Genomic DNA, 17802 nt, shown 5'->3' on the forward strand with positions numbered 1-17802 from the left:
ATGAAGCGCATCTCGACCCTGACCACGGTCCTGGCGGCCGTTGCCCTGACCCTGAGCGCCACCGCGCAGGCCCAGGTGCTGCGCCGGGATGCGGCCCCGCCGGATACGGTGCTGGAGGAACGTGACGGCAGTCCGAAGCACAAGCCCCATCAGGCGCCGCCGGAAATGGATTCCTCCGTTCGCAAGGCGGAGTTCGACCGCGACCAGTTCGGCCCGGATCCCAGCTATCCGGATGCCGAGTACAATGTCGAGGAGCAGATCAAGATCTATGGCGGCAAGACGGCTTTCGATGGGCCGCGTCCGGTCGTCGAACTGGGCTTCCCGCAATATGACGAGGGCGTCTTCGGATCCGGCCACGACATCGTCGGCCGCAAGAATCTCGTACGACCGCAATTGCTGGTCTATGGCGACTGGCGGACAGCCGTCGCTTTCAATGACAACGGCAACAATGAAGTGGGACAGATCGCAACACGACTGAATCTGGATGTCGATCTGAAGATCACCGCGACGGAGCGCATTCATCTGTTCATGCGTCCGCTCGATCAGGGCGGCAAGTTCAGTCGCCACGAATTCTTCGGGGACGATCACCAGGAAAGCGATCTTGTCGTCGATGGTAATATCGAAACCCTGTTCTTCGAAGGTGACTGGGGTGCCATTCAGGGCGGTCTGACCGATGAATGGTCCAGCTACGACCTGCCGTTCGCCTTCGGCCTGATGCCCTTGTTCTATCAGAACGGCATCTGGGTTGACGATGCATTCACTGGGGCAGCCTTCGCCATTCCCGCCAAGAACTCGCCCATGCTGGATATTTCCAACATGGATTTCAGTTTCTTTGCCGGATTCGACAAGGTGTCGACCGCCGGTCTGCAGGATGCGGACGGGGCGCTGGCCGATCATGCCGGGCGGGTCTATGGCGCCGCGACCTTCATCGAGACCCGCGAAGGCTATCTTGAGGCCGGGCTGGGCTATGTCGACGATCAGCGCGACAGTCCGACGCTCAGCAATTTTGACTTCTACAGCGCGACCGCCGCCTGGACCAGACGCTATGGCGGCTGGCTTTCCAACTCCGTTCGCGGATACTGGAACTTCGGCCAGGATCCGGTGAACAACCTGACGCAGACGGCCGATGGTTTCGCGCTGCTGGTTGAGAATTCACTGGTTACGCACAAGCCGTCGACCCTGATCCCCTACGGCAACTTCTTTCTGGGCGTCGACCGTCCGCAGCCCCTTGCCCGTGCAAATGATGGCTTGCTGAAGAATACCGGGATTGCGTTCGAAACAGACGCACTGACCGGCTTCCCGAAGCTCGATTCGACCGCACAGGACGCGTTTGGCGGCGCGATCGGTATCGAATACCTGTTTGATCTGTCGCGACAGTTCGTGGTCGAAGCGGCGACGGTCCAGCCTTTCGGTGGCCAGTCGGACACCATCCTGGGGGATCAGTACGCGGCGAGCATCCGCTATCAGCATAACCTGGATGACCGCTGGCTGGTTCGCACCGATGCCATTCGCGGCTGGCTGGACAATGCGGACGACCTGTTCGGGGTCCGCCTGGAACTCCGACGCAAGTTCTGAACTCGGTCCCCTTTGGCGACGGGCCCTTGAGCGCGGATCTGCGGCATGCGGGCCGCGAGGGAATCCAGGTTGCCGGATCCGACAGGCCTCAGATAGTCGGGCGGAAACACTTGCGACGGCCCGACCTGTGCTGACTGACTTCGAACAGAACGGCTCGAGCTTCGTATCCTGAACGCGTTTGCGGTCGACCTGATCCAAATGGTAGTCAGAGATCGTGCTGCGGGATCGGGGCTCTGGGAACGCTAGGTTCTGCGCTCATTCCCAGTTCAGTGAGGCGCTGGTAGACGGCTGATCGGGCATCATGTCTTCGCGATGGAACCCATGGCAGTCCGTGCAGGCGGTCCGTGTCTTGCCGCTGGCGAATTCTCCCCCGTGACAGTCCTGGCAGACCGCGATGGAGGGCAGAAGGACGTCTCGGGAACTGTCGCTTTCCGGCGCGGCATGACAGGTCGTGCAGGAGCGGTCCTCGTGGGCCTTATGGGTGAAGTAACCCTTGGGCAGCCAGCGGGTCGTCAGATGGACAGGCGCGACGGTCCAGTCCCGAAGGCCGTCGCCCTTGTCGATCTCGTGACACTGACCGCACAGGCCGCGACCATAGCGTCCGTCCAGCACTTCCGATGCCTTTGAGTCGGCCCATTGCAGGGCTTCCTGGCGTTCGTCCTCCGTCATTTCGGATCCGACGATGCGGCGCACCACGGCGGGGGCGTCGGTTTCTTCGGCCTTGTAACCGCCGCGCAGGGCGAGGGCAGCATAGGTATCTTCGACGAACAGTTTCGCGACCGCGACATCGCCGTGGGGCATGACGCGTTCCGGTGCGCTGGGCTCGAACTGCAGTCGGTGGCAACTCGCGCAGGCGGTTTCGAAGCGCACGGGCAGCATGGCAACCCCACCGGTTTCCGGTTGGTGGCAATCGCCGCAGGTCAGTTGCACGCGCCCTTCGCCTTCCGGACTGCGCATGCCTTTCTCCTGCAGGTGTTTGGCGTGCGGGAACTTCAGGTTCGACCGATCGACAGGCCCTGGCTGCGATCCGATTTCCAGACGCTCAAAGGTCATTGGGGCGTGGCTCTTGACCACGGTCGGATGGAATTCCGGATGGCTTTCGAAACCGCCGACATCCTTCAGGCGGCTGCTCGCCGCGACGGTCGACAATTCGCTGTGACAGTCGGTACAGAAGGATTCGCCTGAAATCGTCAGATCGTTTCCATCCGTATGTTCCTTGTGACAACTGCCGCAACGCTGTCCGTCCAGAGACGCAACGGGGAACAGTGTCGCGTCGGCGTGATGGCCGGCATCGTCGTGGCAGGCGGTGCAGACAGTGTTGTCGACTTGCTCGAAGGCGTTCACGTGACAGGTCTCGCACTGGTCCCCGAAATGGGCATGGACACCGGAAACAGGCCCGGAAAGCCAGATCTCGTCAGCCTTGGCCAGAAGCGCCTTCATGCCGCCCCCGCGTGTTTCGGAAGTCATCGGGTCGACGCCACCGGTCTTGCTGAAATGCGATGCGACCGGCGCGGCAATGCCGATTCCGACGGCAACAAGGAACATCAGCCAGGCCCATCCCCGGATACCCAGCCCGACACGCGCCGTCTCGGTATTCGATCTCTCCTTCAGGGCGGCAAGGTCGTCGCCGAGCGGCCGGGCGTATTCGAGCGAGAAAGCGGCATCGACGCCGTCCTGCGCCTCAAGGAGGACCAGATCGTAGGGGCCCAGATGGACGGAATCGCCGGGTTTCAAGGAAGCCGCAGAGGTCAGCCGTTCATTGGCCTGGAAATCGATACTGCCCAGGGATTCCAGAAACAGCCCCCCGGGCCGTTCGGTCATTTCGGCGTGGTGCAGCAAGATGCGCGGATCGGCCAGATGAATCTCGCAATCGGCACCGCGACCGAACCGAATGCTCGGGGCCTCAATGATCTCGTCCCGTTGGGCGTAGCCGCCTGAACGGGTCTTCTTGAGCATATGACGAACGAGGACCTTCATGTCGATCTCCGCTCCTTACCAGTAAAAGAACACGGCGAGGACATGGGCGCTCAGCGTGCCCAGAAGACCAACTGCCAACGGAACGTGGAAGAACAGCCAGATGCGCAGGACGGCCTGGATCTGGACATCGCGGCGCGCCCGGCGCAGCAGGTTCGATTTCCGGACCAGAAGCGCGATCACCTTGCCGATATTCGGGTCATCGACGCCGGTCTCCGCATATTTGGATTCCATGAGGGACTGCGCCTTGGCGGTCGGGCAGGCGGGGTCGCGCCCGGACAGTTTCCGAAAAATCCCGCCGCCGATGCAGGTTTCCCGCGATGCCTTCAACAGAGCTTCGCTGACTTCCTGCGGCAGGTGTCGGCTGGCCTCCCGGATTTCCTGATCCAGTTCCGCGATCTGCGTCATCATGCCGGTCAGTGTCAGGCCGGCCCGGTTTGCCGTCATCAGCCGCGGATAGCGGGCATAGACGTAGATGCCGAAAATACCGCTCGCGACCGTCAGCAGCACCAGTGCATAGGCGGCCGTGTGAATGTTCCAGCCAACCTGGAAACCGCTGTGCAGCGTGGTCAGAACCACCAGGGCCAGGCCCAGATAGACATGTGCGGACAGCCATGCCTTGAGGCGGGTCGCGCCAAGGGCATACTGCCGCTTCCGCACGCCGTACCAGGCCAGCCAGAGGACGATTGCGGCGGAAATCCCGCCCAGTGTGTACCCCAGCCAGGTCCCGCCATTCGGCGCGCCAAGCGGTCGATGCCAGATGTATGCGACGATTGCCCCGACGATCAGCAGCAGCGTCAGCTTGAAGTATTTCAGGCCGCGATGGACCAGGAAGCTTTCATGAACGGCAGGGTCGCTCATCGGTCCAGCTCCCCGCGATGTTCCATTACGAAGCTCATGAAGTCCGCCGGCTTGACGCGGACTGCGGCACCGGTGGGACAGGCCCGGACGCAGGCGGCACCGCCCGATATATCCTTGCACATGTCGCATTTGACCGCTGTCTTCCGCGCATCCGCCGGTGCCTTGGCCCGGTAGGATTTGTCCTCGCCCGGTCCGTGGCCGGCGCCGAACAGCAGCCAGGACAACAATCCCGGTTTTCGGGGCGGCTCCGGCGCCATCTGGATGACGTCGTAGGGACAGTAGCGCTGGCAGTTGCCGCAGCCGATACAGTCGTCGGTGATATAGACCTCGCCCTCCTTGTCGCGTTTCACCGCATCGGGAGGACAATCCGCCATGCAATGCGGATGTTCGCAGTGACGGCAACTTGTCGGCACGTGGACATGGGCAAAGGTCGGACCCGCCTCGCGATCCAGGCGGGAAATGCCGCCATGGGTTTCCGCGCAGGCCTTCTCGCAATTATCGCAACCGACACACAAGGATTCATCGATCAGCAGGACATCCGTCGCCTCACCGATTCCTTCGCCCATAAGGAACTCGATGATGCTGCCGGCTTCCGGCTTCTCGAGCATCTTTTCGGTCTCCACGACGCGCTCGCCGTAACGGTCCTGTACTTCCGCCTTCAGGGCTGGATGCTCCGCCATGAGCTTCCGGAAGGCTTCACCGTCGATCTTGATCGTCTCGCAGTCGACGGCCGCCTTGATGCTGGCGATGCGGGGCATGTTCGACATCAGCGCCATTTCGCCGATGTAGTTGCCGGCGGCCCGGTAGGCGAGGGCGACCTCGCGACCGGCGATGCGCTTCGATACCAGGACAGAGCCCTTGCGGATCAGATGGATCGCATCGCCCTCTTCCCCTTCCTCGAACAGCAACTGGCCCTTCTTGTAGGATTCCAGCGACGCCGATTTGGCGAGTTCGCGGATCGCCGACCGATCAAGGGAACTGGCGATATAAGCCTGAATCTGACGAACGACGGCTTCCTGATCCATGGTCTGTCGCAGGCTCGGTACCGAGGCGCGCAGTTTCAGCATCGTGCGCCGCGGCGTCTCGATCAGAATGGTGTCGTCGGCATTCGAGGTAATGGTGGCGGAGCGCGGCCGTCCTGCAATCAGGCCCATCTCGCCGAAAAAGGCGCCCTGTTCCAGCACGACGTAGTTGGAAGGATCGTTCTCGTCGATGTGAATGCGGACCGATCCCTGGAAGATCGTGTAGACGCTGTTGGAATAGTCGCCACGTTCGAAGACGGTTTGGCCGGTCTTCGGGGCCGTTACGGCGGATTCGACGATCATCTCCCGCAGCATCAGCGGGTTCAGTTCCGCGAAGATGGGCAGGCGTTCACGTGTTTCGGCCAGAAAGGTATCGGTGTCATATCCCTGAACCGATTTCAGGCGTTCCCGTATGAGCGGTTCGTCGGCCGGGTCCAATGTATTCCCGCGGATATACTCGATGACCTCGTAACCCTGGTTGATCGCCTGCTTGATCAGTGGATAGCCACCCAGCGCACCGACAATATAGAGGCCGGGAACATTCGATTCATAGGTCTTGCTGACCTCCGGCAGGGCATTGCGGGCATCGGATGGGAAAGCCACGCCGCAGGCTTCGACGAACCTGCGGGGCGGGGCGGCGCCCAACCGCGCAATGACCCTGTCGCACTCAACGGTGATCTCGCCGTCCGGAGTTTCGAAGGTCATGCTGCCCGGTGCGCATCGGACGGAGTCCGAATTGTAGATCGGTAGAATCCGGCCGCGCTCTATCTCCGCCAGAATGGCCGCCTCGTTCGCCTCCTTGGCGCGGGAGAATTCATCGCCGCGGTTCGCAATATAGACGGTGTTGTGCGTGCAGAGCCCGAGCGCGTTCTCGATGGCTGCGTCGCCGGCGCCTATCACGATGATGGTCTCGTGCTCATATTCGTCGGGGTCATCCAACTGGTATTGGATATGCGTGGCCGATTCCGAGCCGGGGATGCGCAGGGTGTTGAGGTTGCCCTGAAGCCCGATTGCCAGAACGACATTGTCCGCCAGAATGGCCGCGCCGTCTTTCAGCGTCAGCTCGAATGCGCCCCGTTCGCCGGTAATGGCCGTGACTTCCGAATTGTATCGGATGTTGACTTTGTGCTTTTCCAGGTCGGCATTCCAGGTTTCCAGCACCTGTTCGCGGCTGCCCATCGAAAACTCGATCTCCGCCCGCAGGGGCAGGACGTCCGGCGTTGCCATGACGTGCTTGCCCTTCTGGAACTTGAAGATCGTGTCGGAAGCATGGTCGGACTTTTCCAGCACGACATGCGACATGCCGCTGGCCGCAGCCCGGCAGCCGGCACTCAGACCGGCCGGTCCGGATCCAACGATCACCACTTCGAACTTGGCGTCACTATCCCCCACAGGTACGCTCCCCCTAACCACTACTATGCGTCCCGCCGTGATTGGCAGTGTAGGACAGCTGGCAGGGCATCGGTAGCCCTAATTGGTCAAAATTTAAGGACACTTGCGCGCGCGTATATCGGAATACCGATTTTGAAATAGCATAGGGAAATTGGGGAGATTCCTATGGGACCGTTCAAGAGCCGCACAATTACTTCAGTTCTTGCGCTTTTACTTTCCGCTTGTGCGCAACAGGTGGCGACACCGACGGTCGGCTCAGTCGAGACGGCAAAAATGCCGGGAATAGAGGGGGCGCGCAATTCGGCCGTCGCCCCGGCGCCTTATCCTGACACGCTGCCTCAATTGCCGCTCCCGACGGAGCGCAGCGCGCTTTTCATGGCGGGTGACACGAACGCGCTCGAACTGCCGGTCGATGCGCCGCTGGCGGAAGCCTATCGCGCCTATTTTGCGGGCGAGGGAGAGGCCGCGTTGGCCGCCCTGGGGGAAGCCGGGGCTGAATCTCCTTTGAAACGCTTCCACATTTCCGCACAGACGGTTCGTACCCTGATCATGATGGGACGGGCGGCGGCGGCGGAAGTTGCCTCTGAGGAAACCGCGGCATTGGAACGCGCGGTACTGGGGACGAATGTCAATGCGCTGGCGCTGCGCGCGGAAGCACGACTGTGGCTCGGCGACTATGATGCAGCGGAAGCGGATGCGCTCGCGGTAGCCGGGGCGCTGCAGCACTGGGTGCTGCCGCACAGTTTTGCCGGGCCGCCGACAAACATGGCCGAAATCGTCCTGCTGACCACGGCGCAACTCAGGGCCTATACGGTCCTGGCCGGGCTGTATGTCCTGCAGGGTGAAGCCGAAAGCGCTGTGCCCTGGGCGGAATCTGCCGAGCGCGGCTACAACACGGTTCACACCGTAGCCGCGGATTCTCTCTATGGAATCTATTTCAAGTCCTATCCGGAAAGCTATTACGGGCGGGCCTTCAACACCCTGTTCCTGGGATCGGCGCGCGCCATCTCCCAGGGCGACTATGGGGCCGGTGCCGAAGACTTTGATGCCGCGCGGCGGTATTTCGATGCCATCGGGTATCGGGCCGGGGCGGTTTCGGCCGCAGCACTGGAATCCTGGACGCTCTATGTCCTGGATCAGGATCGGGGCAGGGCGCTGTCAGTGTCGGAGGAGGCCGTTCAACTGGCGACGGACTCGGGCTTCCCGGACTTCATCTGGCGCATATCGGCGCTGCGCGGGGAGATGCTGATCGACGAAGGCAGGGCGGCGGATGCGGAAGCGGCATTTCGCCGGGCGGATGCGTCTGTCGACCTGGTCACCGGCGCCTTGTCGACGGATCGGGCAAAGCTGCGCTACGGCGTCGGCAAGGAGACGATTGCCCGGCGCCTGGTCCAGTTCGACCTGTTGTCCGGGGATCTCAACCGGTTGTTCACCGACATGGAGCGGGCGCGGGCACGCGCCTTTGTCGACATGCTGGCCGACCGGCCTGTGGCACCTGGTCGGGGCGGGGATATCGCCCAGCGCATCCTGGAACTGGATGACGAAATTCGACGGGCCCGGGTCCGGTCGATGGCGCCGCGTTCGGAAGCGGCCGATATCCAGGACCACATCGATCGACTGCTTGCTGAACGAAGGGACGCGGTTGATCGACTGCGTCGCATCGATGCCGATCTTGCGGATGTACATGCTGCACGGACGGCCGGTCTGGAAGACGTGCGCCGCCGGCTGGGGCCGGACGAGGCCCTGGTCTATGCCTTGCCGGTGGAGGCCGACACCCCGGTTCGTTTCCTGATTGCCGACGCTTCCGGCGCGCGCATTGCCGAGACGGGAATCTCGGGCACCGATCTGCGCAAGGTTCTGGTGCAGTTCCGGGAGGCGGTCCGACTGGGGAGGGCGCCGACACAGCGTCGGCTGGCCATGCAGTTGCAACAGCGACTGATGGTGGACGTCTGGAAGCCGTCCGGTCGCATCTATGTGGTGCCGAGCGGCGACCTGTTCTTCCTGCCTTGGGGGGCGATGCCCGATGTCGGTCAGGTCGTGGTGTTGCCGAATGGGGGATGGCTGCTGCGGGACAGTTCGAGGGCGACGTCCGGCAGCGTCGGCCTGGTCGGCGACCCGCAGTTCGGCGGGAAACTGCCCCAACTGGCCGGTGCTAGACAGGAAGTTCTGGATCTCGCGGGCCTGTTCCAGGCGGAGCCTTTGGTCGGCGATGCCGCGACGGTTGCCGCCCTGCGCCGGACGGTCGGGGATGGGGTGCGCCTGCTTCATCTTGCGACACACGGCACGTTCGATGCGCAGGCGCCGCTGAAATCGACATTGTACCTGTCCGATGGGACCGGGCCTGATCCTGTGACGGCGGCGGACCTGTTCGAAAATCCCCTGTCGGCGGAACTGGTCGTTCTCTCGGCCTGCGAGACAGGCATGGGGGAGGCAATCGCCGGCGACGATTTCCTCGGGCTGGTGCGAAGCTTCTACCTGGGGGGGGCGTCGACCGTGGTGAATTCCCTGTGGCCGATATCGGACGAGGGTACGCGAATCTTCATGACCGTCTTTCACGGTGAGGTCATCAAGTCCGGGGACCCGTCGGCGGCCTGGCTGGCGGCACGGGATCATCTGCGCGACGAAGGATACCCGCCGTCGGTCTATGGCGCCTTTGTGGTCGGTGGCGCTGTGAACTGATCGGCTTGGTCAGACCCGGTCGAAACGGACCGGAAAACGCTCCCGGATTCTGGCATCGACATCCGCCGGGATATGCGACGGTTTGTGTGTGGCCAGGATTTCGGCGGTCTTCTTGACCGCGCGCTCGACGATGCTGGTAGATCCCTGCTCGACCCATTCCTTCGGACTCGTTCGGTCCCCGACTGTCGGATAGACGTAGTCCTTCTGCATCCGGCCGATCGTCTGGTCGTGTCCCAGATAGTGTCCCGGCCCGTTCAGGCAGACCTGCTTGATGGTTTCGATCGACAGGGAATCCTCATCCGTTTCGATGCCGCGTACGGTGCGCAGGGAGGCGCCGATCGCATCGTTGTCGATGATCACGCTTTCCAGACAGAAGCCCAGAAGGCTGGCATGCATGCCGGCGGATTCGTAGACTAGGTTGGCGCCCGAATTTCCAACCAGGGCGTAGTTGTAGCCCTTTTCGTACCCTGCCTGGGCATCGGGGATTTTCGAATCCGCCATGCCGGCGCAGACACCGCCGGTGAGATCGTAGAAATTGGCCATCTGGGCGCAGGCGGACATCAGCAATGCCTGTTCGCCGCTGCCGCCCGACATGGCACCGGTTCGGAGGTCCGAAACAAAGGGCCAGGTGCCGAAGATGCACGGGTGGCCGGGTTTGATGGAATTGACATAGACGAGGCCCGCCAACACTTCCGCGACCTCCTGCACGACGGCGCCGGCAAGCGAGGCCGGGCTGGTCGCGCCGGCCTGGCCGGCCGCGAGCAGCAGGATCGGCATGCCGCCATGTACGGCCGCCTCAAGGCAGCGGCAGGCATCCTCCGCGAATTTCATCGGGGGGACCACGAAACAGTTGGACATGCTCACGAACGGCCGTGCGCGCCACTTGTCCTCCCCGCCGGCGATCATGTGCAGCGCCTGAAGTGAGGCCTCGAAATGTTCGGGCAGGACCCAACTGCTGCCGACATGTTTCGAAGTGCCGGAGACCGAGGCGTAGCAGGTGTTGAAATCCATTTCGAACGCGTCCGGCAGGTCGCGGCAGACGATGGAGCGCTGGTAGAAGTGGATGTGATCCATCCTGTCGACGACGCGGGCGATGTTGTAGAGATCGGCTGTAGTCGATTCCCGATACTTACCGGTAATCGGATCGACCATGTGAACCGCCGCCCCTGCCGTCCCGAAATACACCTTCTGCCCCCAGGGCTCCATGTCGTGTCGGGGGTCCTGACCATGCAGCACGAAGCGCCGTGCCGCGATCGACAACGTGTCCTCCACCAGGGCGCGGGGAATACACAGGCGCCCGCGCTCGTTCAGGAATCCGCCCCGCGCCGTTACTGCCTCTATGCAGGTCGGAATGGCATCCGCCAGTCCCACGGTTTCCAGGATTTCCAGGGCCGCGTGATGGATACGCAGGATATCCTCGTCACTCAAAACCTTGTAGCGTCCGCTTTCCATGCCGGGGCGAACCGGGCGGATGTCTTCCGCCAGCGGCGCTGCCCGAAGGGCCTGCCGCGCCAGGCGCCCGCCGCGTCGCCGACCGGTGCCGTGATCCGCGGTCGATCCGTGCCCGGAGCTTGGCGTGCCGGCCGCTGCAGTTTCTGCCGGGGACTGGACCGTGGACGACATGGGCGAACTCCTTCTCGCAGGCCGCGTTTCATCCCGATCAGATTACGGGTGCATCGTTCGGCTCGACAAACGCGATATTTTCAAATATCGGTCAACTGAATTCACTTGAGGGACTTCTGATCCGACAATTGCATCATGTTGCGGTGCGGGATTCTCTTGAGGTAAATGACGATGGATGCATGTGTTCGGGGAAGGTGAGTGTTGAGTGAGACTCAAGACAGCATTCAGCGGCGACGGCGGATGCCATCGCTGAGTGCGCTGAGGGCGTTCGAGGCGGCCGCCCGCCATGGCAGTTTCCGGTCCGCAGCGGACGAACTGAACGTCACGCATTCGGCGATCAGCCATCAGGTCAAGGCGCTGGAGGAGAATTTGGGCGTGCCCTTGTTTTCGCGCGGGGGACGTGCTGTGCGTTTGACGGAAGAGGGGCGCATCCTGTTTCCGGTCCTGCGCGAAGCGTTCGACAGCATCGTTGCGGGAACCGATCTGCTGCGCCGGCGACAGAGCGGCGGAACCTTGACGGTACAGGTCTATGTGACCTTGGCGGTACGGTGGCTGCTGCCACGGTTGCATGGCTTCGCGAAGGCCCATAATGAGGTGCAGGTCGCGCTCGCCACCTCCTACACCGATTGGGATTTCGCGCGCGGTGAGGTTGATGCCGCGATCCTGTTCGTGGAACACCGGCATGCCGATCTGGACTACACACCTCTGGGCAAGGCCCAACTGTTTCCGGTCTGCGCGCCATCACTGCTGAAATCCGGTCCACCCCTGAGGGAGGCATCGGATTTGCGCGCCCATAGGTTGTTGAACGTCTATCCCGCCAAACATGATTGGCCGGACTGGCTTGCCGCGGCGGGCGTGACGGATCTGCAGCCGGATCTGGCCGGACCGCGGTTCGACAGCTATCTGCTGGCCCTTGAGGAGGCGGCGGCAGGTGGTGGTGTGTCTCTGACCACACAAGCCTTCGTCGCGGACGACCTGAAGCGTGGACGGCTGGTCGTGCCCTTCGATTTGAAGGTGGAAAGCCGGGCGCCCTGGTATCTGGTCTGCGCCAAGGAAAGGCGCAACGAACCGCGGATCGTCAAGTTCCGTAACTGGCTTCTGGAGACTCTTGAGAACGAGCCGGAGGGGTCGGGCTTCGAGTAGCGACCCGGTATCAAATCCGGACTCGCATGAGGGCTTTCTATCCGGTATGAAAGAGACGCCCAGAAGGGCAGGAGCGAGAGAATTCGAATAACCATCGGATAGAGGGGCTTCGAACGGGGGGCGGCGTTCGCCGAGTCTCCGGGGGCACATACTGGATACGGATGACGGGTTTCGAGACGGGAGCGCGGGGACGCTCCGGCCTTAAGCAAAAATTTATGCGCCTATTCCGTGAGCGCGAACTGATCCTCCGATCGGAGGGGAAAGTCCGCTATCTGCGGCTGAAACCGATTCCTCAGATATTGATGTCCGGCACGGCTCTGGCACTGACCATGTGGCTGGTGGGCGCGAATGGTATTGCCTGGATTCAGGAACTCCGGATAGAGCGTAAGGAAGCCGAAATTACCGAAGCACGCGTCGCCTATGAACGTCTGCGCGGTGAATTGTCCATCTATCAGGATCGCATTGCCGGGTTGGCGAAGGATATCCTGGCTCGCAGCGGCAGCGACGATCCCGCAGTGGGGAGCGTGAATCTCGACGAACTGACCGCCGTTACCGCCGGGATCGAGGGGGCCTTCGACCGCATCAACCGGGACCTTGATCTGACCGAAGCGGATCGTCGACGGATCATTCAAAGCCGCGACTCGCTTCATGACCGCATCGCAGAACTGGAACAAGCGCTGACGGAAGCGCGCTTGCGGGTGGCAACGCTCGAAACCGATGTTCGGAATCGCGACCAGAAACTGGAAGCGGAGCAGGCCGAGATAGCGGCCTTGACGGAAAGTCGGGACAGTTGGCGCAGCAAGGCGCAGACCCTCGATTCTGATCTGTCCGATGCACGGGATCATATTGCCAGTCTGGAAAGCGAACTGGAACTTACCGTTGCGGCCCTCACTGAGGAGCGGTCCCGCGTTGAGGACCTTGCAGACATTCGCACGCGCCTGACCCGTCAGGTCGATTCACTGGAGTCCGGGCTTGGTATGGCCGAGATCCGCGGCGAACGTCTTGCGTCGAATGTCGCGCAGCTCACGGAGAATCTTAAGTCCCTCGAAAGCGAACGTCTGGCCATGGCGGGCGAGCGCGAGGCGCTGACCTCCGATCTGGCGATCGTCGAGGCGGAGTTGAACCTGCACCAGACGGCGACGGAGCGGTCGCGAGAGCGGCTGGAGGCCGTGATTGTCCAACTGGCCGAACTGACGGATGGGGAAGTCGGGGTCGAAACGGACGTCAGCGGAGCGCTACAGGCACTGGAGGCGCAGATCGGTGATTTGGCGGCCGAATTGCGTTCCGCGCGCAACAATGCCGCCGACATGGAAACCGCGATAGGCGATGTCGTTGTCGGCCTGGCGCGGGTCGCCGGCGATTCGCCAACCCGTCTGGACATGGTCGAGGCGCCGGAGGCGAAGGTTTCCCTGACGCACGAACTCCTGAACGCCGTTGCCAGCGTCCAGGAAGATCAGCACGAGTTGATCCTGCGCCTGACCGAGGAGGCCGATAGCGGCATCAGCCGCAATGAATCGATCCTCAAGATGGCCGGCCTCGATGTCGATGCCGTCCTCCGGCTCTCCGGATACGAGGCGGGCGTGGGCGGACCTCTGGAGGCCTTGCCGGAAGATATTGCGCCGGCCGCGGGCGATGCGTCCGCGCCGCCATCGGGCGCCAGCGTTCTCGCGAGCGATATCGAGGTCCTGGAAAGCCGTCTGTCGCGCATGGCCGCGCTCAATGAGCTGATGCGCTGTGTGCCACTCATCTCGCCGGTCGACAATTTCCAGATGACGTCGCCGTTCGGCATCCGCAAGGATCCGATCACAGGACAGTCTGCGATGCATAAGGGTATCGATATCGGCGGCTGGGCTGGCATAAAGGTGCATGCCTCGGCACCGGGCGTGGTGACCTTCGCCGGTCGCAATGCCGGCTATGGCTATATGGTCGAAATCGATCATGGCTGTGGCATAAAGACGGTTTATGCGCATCTGAAGCGGGTGAAGGTCAAGAAGGGCGACACGGTAGAGCACCGGATGGTCGTCGGAACCCTGGGGAGTACCGGACGCAGCACCGGGCCCCATGTCCATTTCGAGATCATCGTCGACGGCAAGGAAGTCGACCCCGAGAAGTTCATCGAAGCAGGCCGCCATGTTCACAAAATCTAAGCCGTCCAAACCGGCTGGTTCCGATGGCAGCGGTGCCTCGGTAAAGCCTGCCAAGTCCGGCCCGCCGTCTATCGTGGCCGCCGACATGCGGGTTCTGGGCGACCTGGAGTCCGAAGGCGATGTCCAGATCGACGGCCGGGTCGATGGGGATTTGCGTATCCGCACCGTGACGGTCGGTCAGGGAGCGACGGTCAACGGCGCGATCTATGGCGATACGATCCGCATTGCGGGGACGGTCAATGGTGAAATCCGCGGCGGCAGTGTGCTACTGGCCGATACGGCGCGTGTCGTCGGGGATATTCATCACAAGACGCTGTCGATCGAGGCCGGTGCATTTCTCCAGGGCCTGTGCAAGCGGGACGGCGAGGAAGTGACGCCCGAGGCGGATTCAACTTCAAAATCGAAACAGGGCAACGGCCAGTCGAAAACACCGGCCTGAGGCCCGAATCCGACCTGGCGGACTAGTTTGTTTTGGGGGCAGCGCCGGGTTAACGCGTCCAGCTGTCGTCTGGTGCGCGGCGCCATGCCGAAAGCACGCGATCCGCGCCGGAACGGTCGATCCGTTCGAAATAATCCATGATCTTGATATAGGCGGAGCTCTGCCGGTATTTCTCGGGCTCACCGCCGCCTTGCAGGCAGGCCAGAAGATCACCGAAATTCTTACGGTCGAAGCCAACCGCCTTGCAGGCGATCGCGATCGCCTCCGGCCCGGAATCGTAGAGCACGCGGGTCGCTCCCTGTTCCGTCAGATCGGTGACTTCCTGAAACAGCTCTTCAAAGCGAAAGAGGTCGTTCTGTTCCAGTGCCCCGACAAGAAGGCGCGGATGCGGCTTGAAACCCAGTCCACCGCCTGCTCCCGGGCCATCGGGCTGTTCCAGCGGTGAATAGAAATCATCCTGCTCCAGGGCTTCGGCCACGGCCTGATCGACCACTGCTTCCATGTCGAGATCCAGCGTTTCGCCGCTGGCGACGATCTTCTCTTCCAGCGCCTTACGCATGGTGAAGCCGACGAATTCATACATCTTGCGGGCCTGTGCCGCGCTGAGATCGCGCCGTTGAACCAGCGCACCCTGTAGGGACTCGTCTTCCTTGGACAGATTGACGACGTCTTCCATCGTGCGTTCAGAAAACTGCGCGCCGTGATTGCTGAGCGCCGCGGCAATCACGGATGAATTTTCCGTGCGCACAAGGGTGTCCGTTACTTTCGGCGGGATGATCTCCCGCTCCGTTACCGCCAGTTGATGGGCTTCGGCCTTGCTCATGATCATGTTGATCAGGTCGTCGTCCTGAAGCACCACACTGCGCACGATCACCGGACGCGCGACCTCGATCACATCATTGGCCAGGCGCACGATGAGATCGTGCGGGGCATCCCGCTGGTCGGCCAGCCTGTTGGACAGCGCTGCGCGCACCTGGGTTTCGACGTCCCGGATCAGGGCGGAAATGATGTCATAGGCGAGTGTTTTTTCCGTATTCGACAACTCGCGCCCGGTCTTCAGGCACAATTCACCGATCGCCTCGGCCAAAGCAGAGCGATCTTCTCGCCGCGAGCTTCGCGCGACGTCCATGAGTTGTTCTACCGGAATGTTTCTCATTCCGCACCTCATTGAGGCGGGCGCCCTTCCAGCGGATTCTTCGACGCAGGAAAGCCGTTCCATTAACCCCGTTGCGCGTACCCCGCGCTGATTGCCGCCCACCCCATCGTACGGCGTGCGGTATGATAGGATAACGCGATTCTGCGAGCAAGAAGGATAATTTAGGCGATATTTCGGTGTTGCTTTCTGCATTTCAAGTAATGCCCGCTAAAAGCGGCTTTCGCTTTAAACAGGCCTTGCCGCGCATTATGGTCTGCGCAGGCGAATGGAGTATGCTCATGTTCCCGACACTGTTTTTCAAGCTGAAGGCTGCCGGCCTTCCAGTCAGCCTACGCGAGTATCTGAGCCTCATGGAGGGCTTGGAGAAGGACGTATGCGGTCGTGACCCGGAGCAGTTCTACTATTTCTCGCGTGCCGCCTTGGTAAAGGACGAACGCTATCTGGACAGGTTCGACCGCGTTTTCTCCGAGGTCTTTCGCGGGGTTCTGTCGGAAGGGGGCACCGAGGCGGTGGACCTGCCAACGGAATGGCTGATGAAGCTCGCGGAAAAGCACCTGACCGACGAAGAAAAGGCGATGGTCGAGGCCTTGGGCGGGTTCGAAAAGTTGATGGAGACCCTGAAGAAGCGCCTGGAGGAACAGGAAAAGCGTCACCAGGGTGGCAACAAATGGATCGGAACCGCCGGGACCAGCCCGTTCGGCGCCTATGGGTACAATCCGGAAGGCGTGCGCATCGGTCAGGAGGAAAGCCGTCATCGACGTGCGGTCAAGGTCTGGGACAAGCGGGAGTTCCGGAACCTGGACACGGATGAGCCGCTGTCCAACCGCAACATGAAGGTGGCGTTGCGGCGGCTTCGACGGTTTGCGCGCACCGGCTCACAATTCGAATTGGATATGGACGACACCATCCGGCACACGGCGGACAATGGTGGCTATGTCGATATCCGCTGGCAGCGCGAGAAGCACAATGCGGTGAAGATCGTTGCTCTGTATGATGTGGGCGGCAGTATGGATGACCATATCCTGCAGAGCAAAAAGCTGTTCGACGCCATGGAGACCGAATTCAAGCATCTGATTTCGTTGTATTTCCACAACTGCGTTTACGAAAATGTCTATACCGACATGCGCAATCGCTATCAGCATCGGCTGTCGACTTGGGATGTCTTGCGTACATATTCCCGGGATTACCGGCTGATCTTCGTCGGGGACGCGACCATGTCGCCCTATGAGATCGTCTATCCCGGCGGAAGCGTGGAGCATTGGAACGAAGAGGCAGGCAAGGTCTGGCTGCAGCGTCTGCTGGACCACTTCGACAAGTCTGTCTGGCTCAATCCGCAACCGCAGAAGAGCTGGGGGTATCACCAGTCAATCCAGCTGATCCGGGATCAGATGGAAGGCCGCATGTTCCCCATGACCGTGCAGGGGCTGGACGATGCGATGCGCGCGCTCAGTTGAGCCAAGCAGAGGCTTGGAACTCTTGGACAAAACGTGCCATATAGCAGGTATGAAACCATTCCGATCCGCTTTGAGCCTGTCACTCCTCGTGCTGCTTTCGGCTTGTGCCGATCCGCCCTCCATGACGACGTCTTCCGCAACCAGGCAGTCGGATAGCCCGGTCGTTTCGCTCTGCTATTCCGGGCAGACAACGACGCGGGCGGAACTGGCGGATATGGCCATGGGCTACTGCCCGAAGGGGACGACGGGCCTTGAGGTCTGGGACCACGACACGTTCTGGAACGATTGCCCGATCAGCAAGAAGAACCGCGTCACCTATCGCTGTCTGGGTGGCTGA

At 61.7% G+C, this 17802-nt stretch carries 12 protein-coding genes; 7 read left to right on the forward strand and 5 right to left on the reverse strand.

Annotated features, from left to right (window positions below; translation table 11 throughout):
* A complete protein-coding gene (locus tag R8L07_16930; protein MDW3207227.1) occupies positions 1-1575 on the forward strand; it encodes a hypothetical protein in 1575 nt (524 codons plus the stop codon).
* Between the two features lie 255 nt (positions 1576-1830).
* Here the strand turns inward: R8L07_16930 and R8L07_16935 are convergent, their stop codons facing one another.
* The 3 genes from R8L07_16935 to R8L07_16945 are packed head-to-tail and all read right to left on the reverse strand — an operon-like array spanning position 1831 to position 6824.
* Complete coding sequence (locus tag R8L07_16935) at positions 1831-3552, reverse strand: cytochrome c3 family protein (protein ID MDW3207228.1); 1722 nt, start codon at positions 3550-3552, stop codon at positions 1831-1833.
* A 15-nt stretch (positions 3553-3567) separates the two neighbouring features.
* Positions 3568-4410 (reverse strand): hypothetical protein, encoded by an 843-nt coding sequence (locus R8L07_16940; protein MDW3207229.1) that lies wholly within the window; start codon positions 4408-4410, stop codon positions 3568-3570.
* Positions 4407-6824, reverse strand: coding sequence for a cyclic nucleotide-binding domain-containing protein (locus tag R8L07_16945; protein ID MDW3207230.1), 2418 nt, complete (start codon positions 6822-6824; stop codon positions 4407-4409). The genes R8L07_16940 and R8L07_16945 overlap by 4 nt, the downstream gene beginning before the upstream one ends.
* Positions 6825-7199: 375 nt before the next feature.
* Here R8L07_16945 and R8L07_16950 point away from each other — a divergent pair, with 375 nt between their 5' ends.
* Positions 7200-9503, forward strand: coding sequence for a CHAT domain-containing protein (locus R8L07_16950; protein MDW3207231.1), 2304 nt, complete (start codon positions 7200-7202; stop codon positions 9501-9503).
* A gap of 9 nt (positions 9504-9512) precedes the next feature.
* On the opposite strand, the gene R8L07_16955 is transcribed toward R8L07_16950, so the two are convergent.
* The gene (locus R8L07_16955) at positions 9513-11126 is read right to left on the reverse strand and encodes a trimethylamine methyltransferase family protein (protein MDW3207232.1); all 1614 of its coding nucleotides are present in this window, start codon (positions 11124-11126) and stop codon (positions 9513-9515) included.
* A gap of 201 nt (positions 11127-11327) precedes the next feature.
* On the opposite strand from R8L07_16955, the gene gcvA reads away from it, so the two are divergent.
* The 3 genes from gcvA to R8L07_16970 all read left to right on the forward strand — a co-directional run bounded on the left by gcvA (position 11328) and on the right by R8L07_16970 (position 14855).
* On the forward strand, positions 11328-12269 hold the full coding sequence (gcvA, locus tag R8L07_16960; GenBank protein MDW3207233.1) for a transcriptional regulator GcvA: 942 nt from the start codon (positions 11328-11330) through the stop codon (positions 12267-12269).
* A gap of 161 nt (positions 12270-12430) precedes the next feature.
* Positions 12431-14416 carry a peptidoglycan DD-metalloendopeptidase family protein gene (locus tag R8L07_16965; protein ID MDW3207234.1) on the forward strand — a complete coding sequence of 662 codons (1986 nt, stop codon included), beginning with the start codon at positions 12431-12433 and terminating at the stop codon, positions 14414-14416.
* A complete protein-coding gene (locus R8L07_16970) occupies positions 14400-14855 on the forward strand; it encodes a polymer-forming cytoskeletal protein (GenBank protein ID MDW3207235.1) in 456 nt (151 codons plus the stop codon). Before R8L07_16965 ends, R8L07_16970 begins: the two co-directional genes overlap by 17 nt.
* 49 nt (positions 14856-14904) lie before the next feature.
* Here the strand turns inward: R8L07_16970 and R8L07_16975 are convergent, their stop codons facing one another.
* A complete protein-coding gene (locus tag R8L07_16975; protein ID MDW3207236.1) occupies positions 14905-16011 on the reverse strand; it encodes a DUF2336 domain-containing protein in 1107 nt (368 codons plus the stop codon).
* Positions 16012-16289: 278 nt separating this feature from the next.
* Here R8L07_16975 and R8L07_16980 point away from each other — a divergent pair, with 278 nt between their 5' ends.
* Both R8L07_16980 and R8L07_16985 read left to right on the forward strand, forming a co-directional pair.
* The gene (locus R8L07_16980) at positions 16290-17465 is read left to right on the forward strand and encodes a VWA domain-containing protein (protein MDW3207237.1); all 1176 of its coding nucleotides are present in this window, start codon (positions 16290-16292) and stop codon (positions 17463-17465) included.
* Positions 17466-17586: 121 nt separating this feature from the next.
* Positions 17587-17802 (forward strand): hypothetical protein, encoded by a 216-nt coding sequence (locus R8L07_16985; protein MDW3207238.1) that lies wholly within the window; start codon positions 17587-17589, stop codon positions 17800-17802.

It is taken from the genome of Alphaproteobacteria bacterium (assembly GCA_033344895.1).
GTDB lineage: Bacteria > Pseudomonadota > Alphaproteobacteria > UBA8366 > Aestuariispiraceae > Pacificispira.

Bases quoted from the DNA above. Each gene is read 5' to 3' on its own strand.
- R8L07_16955 (MDW3207232.1), bottom strand. From the start codon at position 11,126: ATGTCGTCCACGGTCCAGTCCCCGGCAGAAACTGCAGCGGCCGGCACG.
- R8L07_16970 (MDW3207235.1), top strand. From the start codon at position 14,400: ATGTTCACAAAATCTAAGCCGTCCAAACCGGCTGGTTCCGATGGCAGC.
- R8L07_16930 (MDW3207227.1), top strand. From the start codon at position 1: ATGAAGCGCATCTCGACCCTGACCACGGTCCTGGCGGCCGTTGCCCTG.
- R8L07_16940 (MDW3207229.1), bottom strand. From the start codon at position 4,410: ATGAGCGACCCTGCCGTTCATGAAAGCTTCCTGGTCCATCGCGGCCTG.
- R8L07_16980 (MDW3207237.1), top strand. From the start codon at position 16,290: ATGTTCCCGACACTGTTTTTCAAGCTGAAGGCTGCCGGCCTTCCAGTC.
- R8L07_16935 (MDW3207228.1), bottom strand. From the start codon at position 3,552: ATGAAGGTCCTCGTTCGTCATATGCTCAAGAAGACCCGTTCAGGCGGC.
- R8L07_16965 (MDW3207234.1), top strand. From the start codon at position 12,431: ATGACGGGTTTCGAGACGGGAGCGCGGGGACGCTCCGGCCTTAAGCAA.
- R8L07_16950 (MDW3207231.1), top strand. From the start codon at position 7,200: ATGGCGGGTGACACGAACGCGCTCGAACTGCCGGTCGATGCGCCGCTG.
- R8L07_16985 (MDW3207238.1), top strand. From the start codon at position 17,587: ATGACGACGTCTTCCGCAACCAGGCAGTCGGATAGCCCGGTCGTTTCG.
- R8L07_16975 (MDW3207236.1), bottom strand. From the start codon at position 16,011: ATGAGAAACATTCCGGTAGAACAACTCATGGACGTCGCGCGAAGCTCG.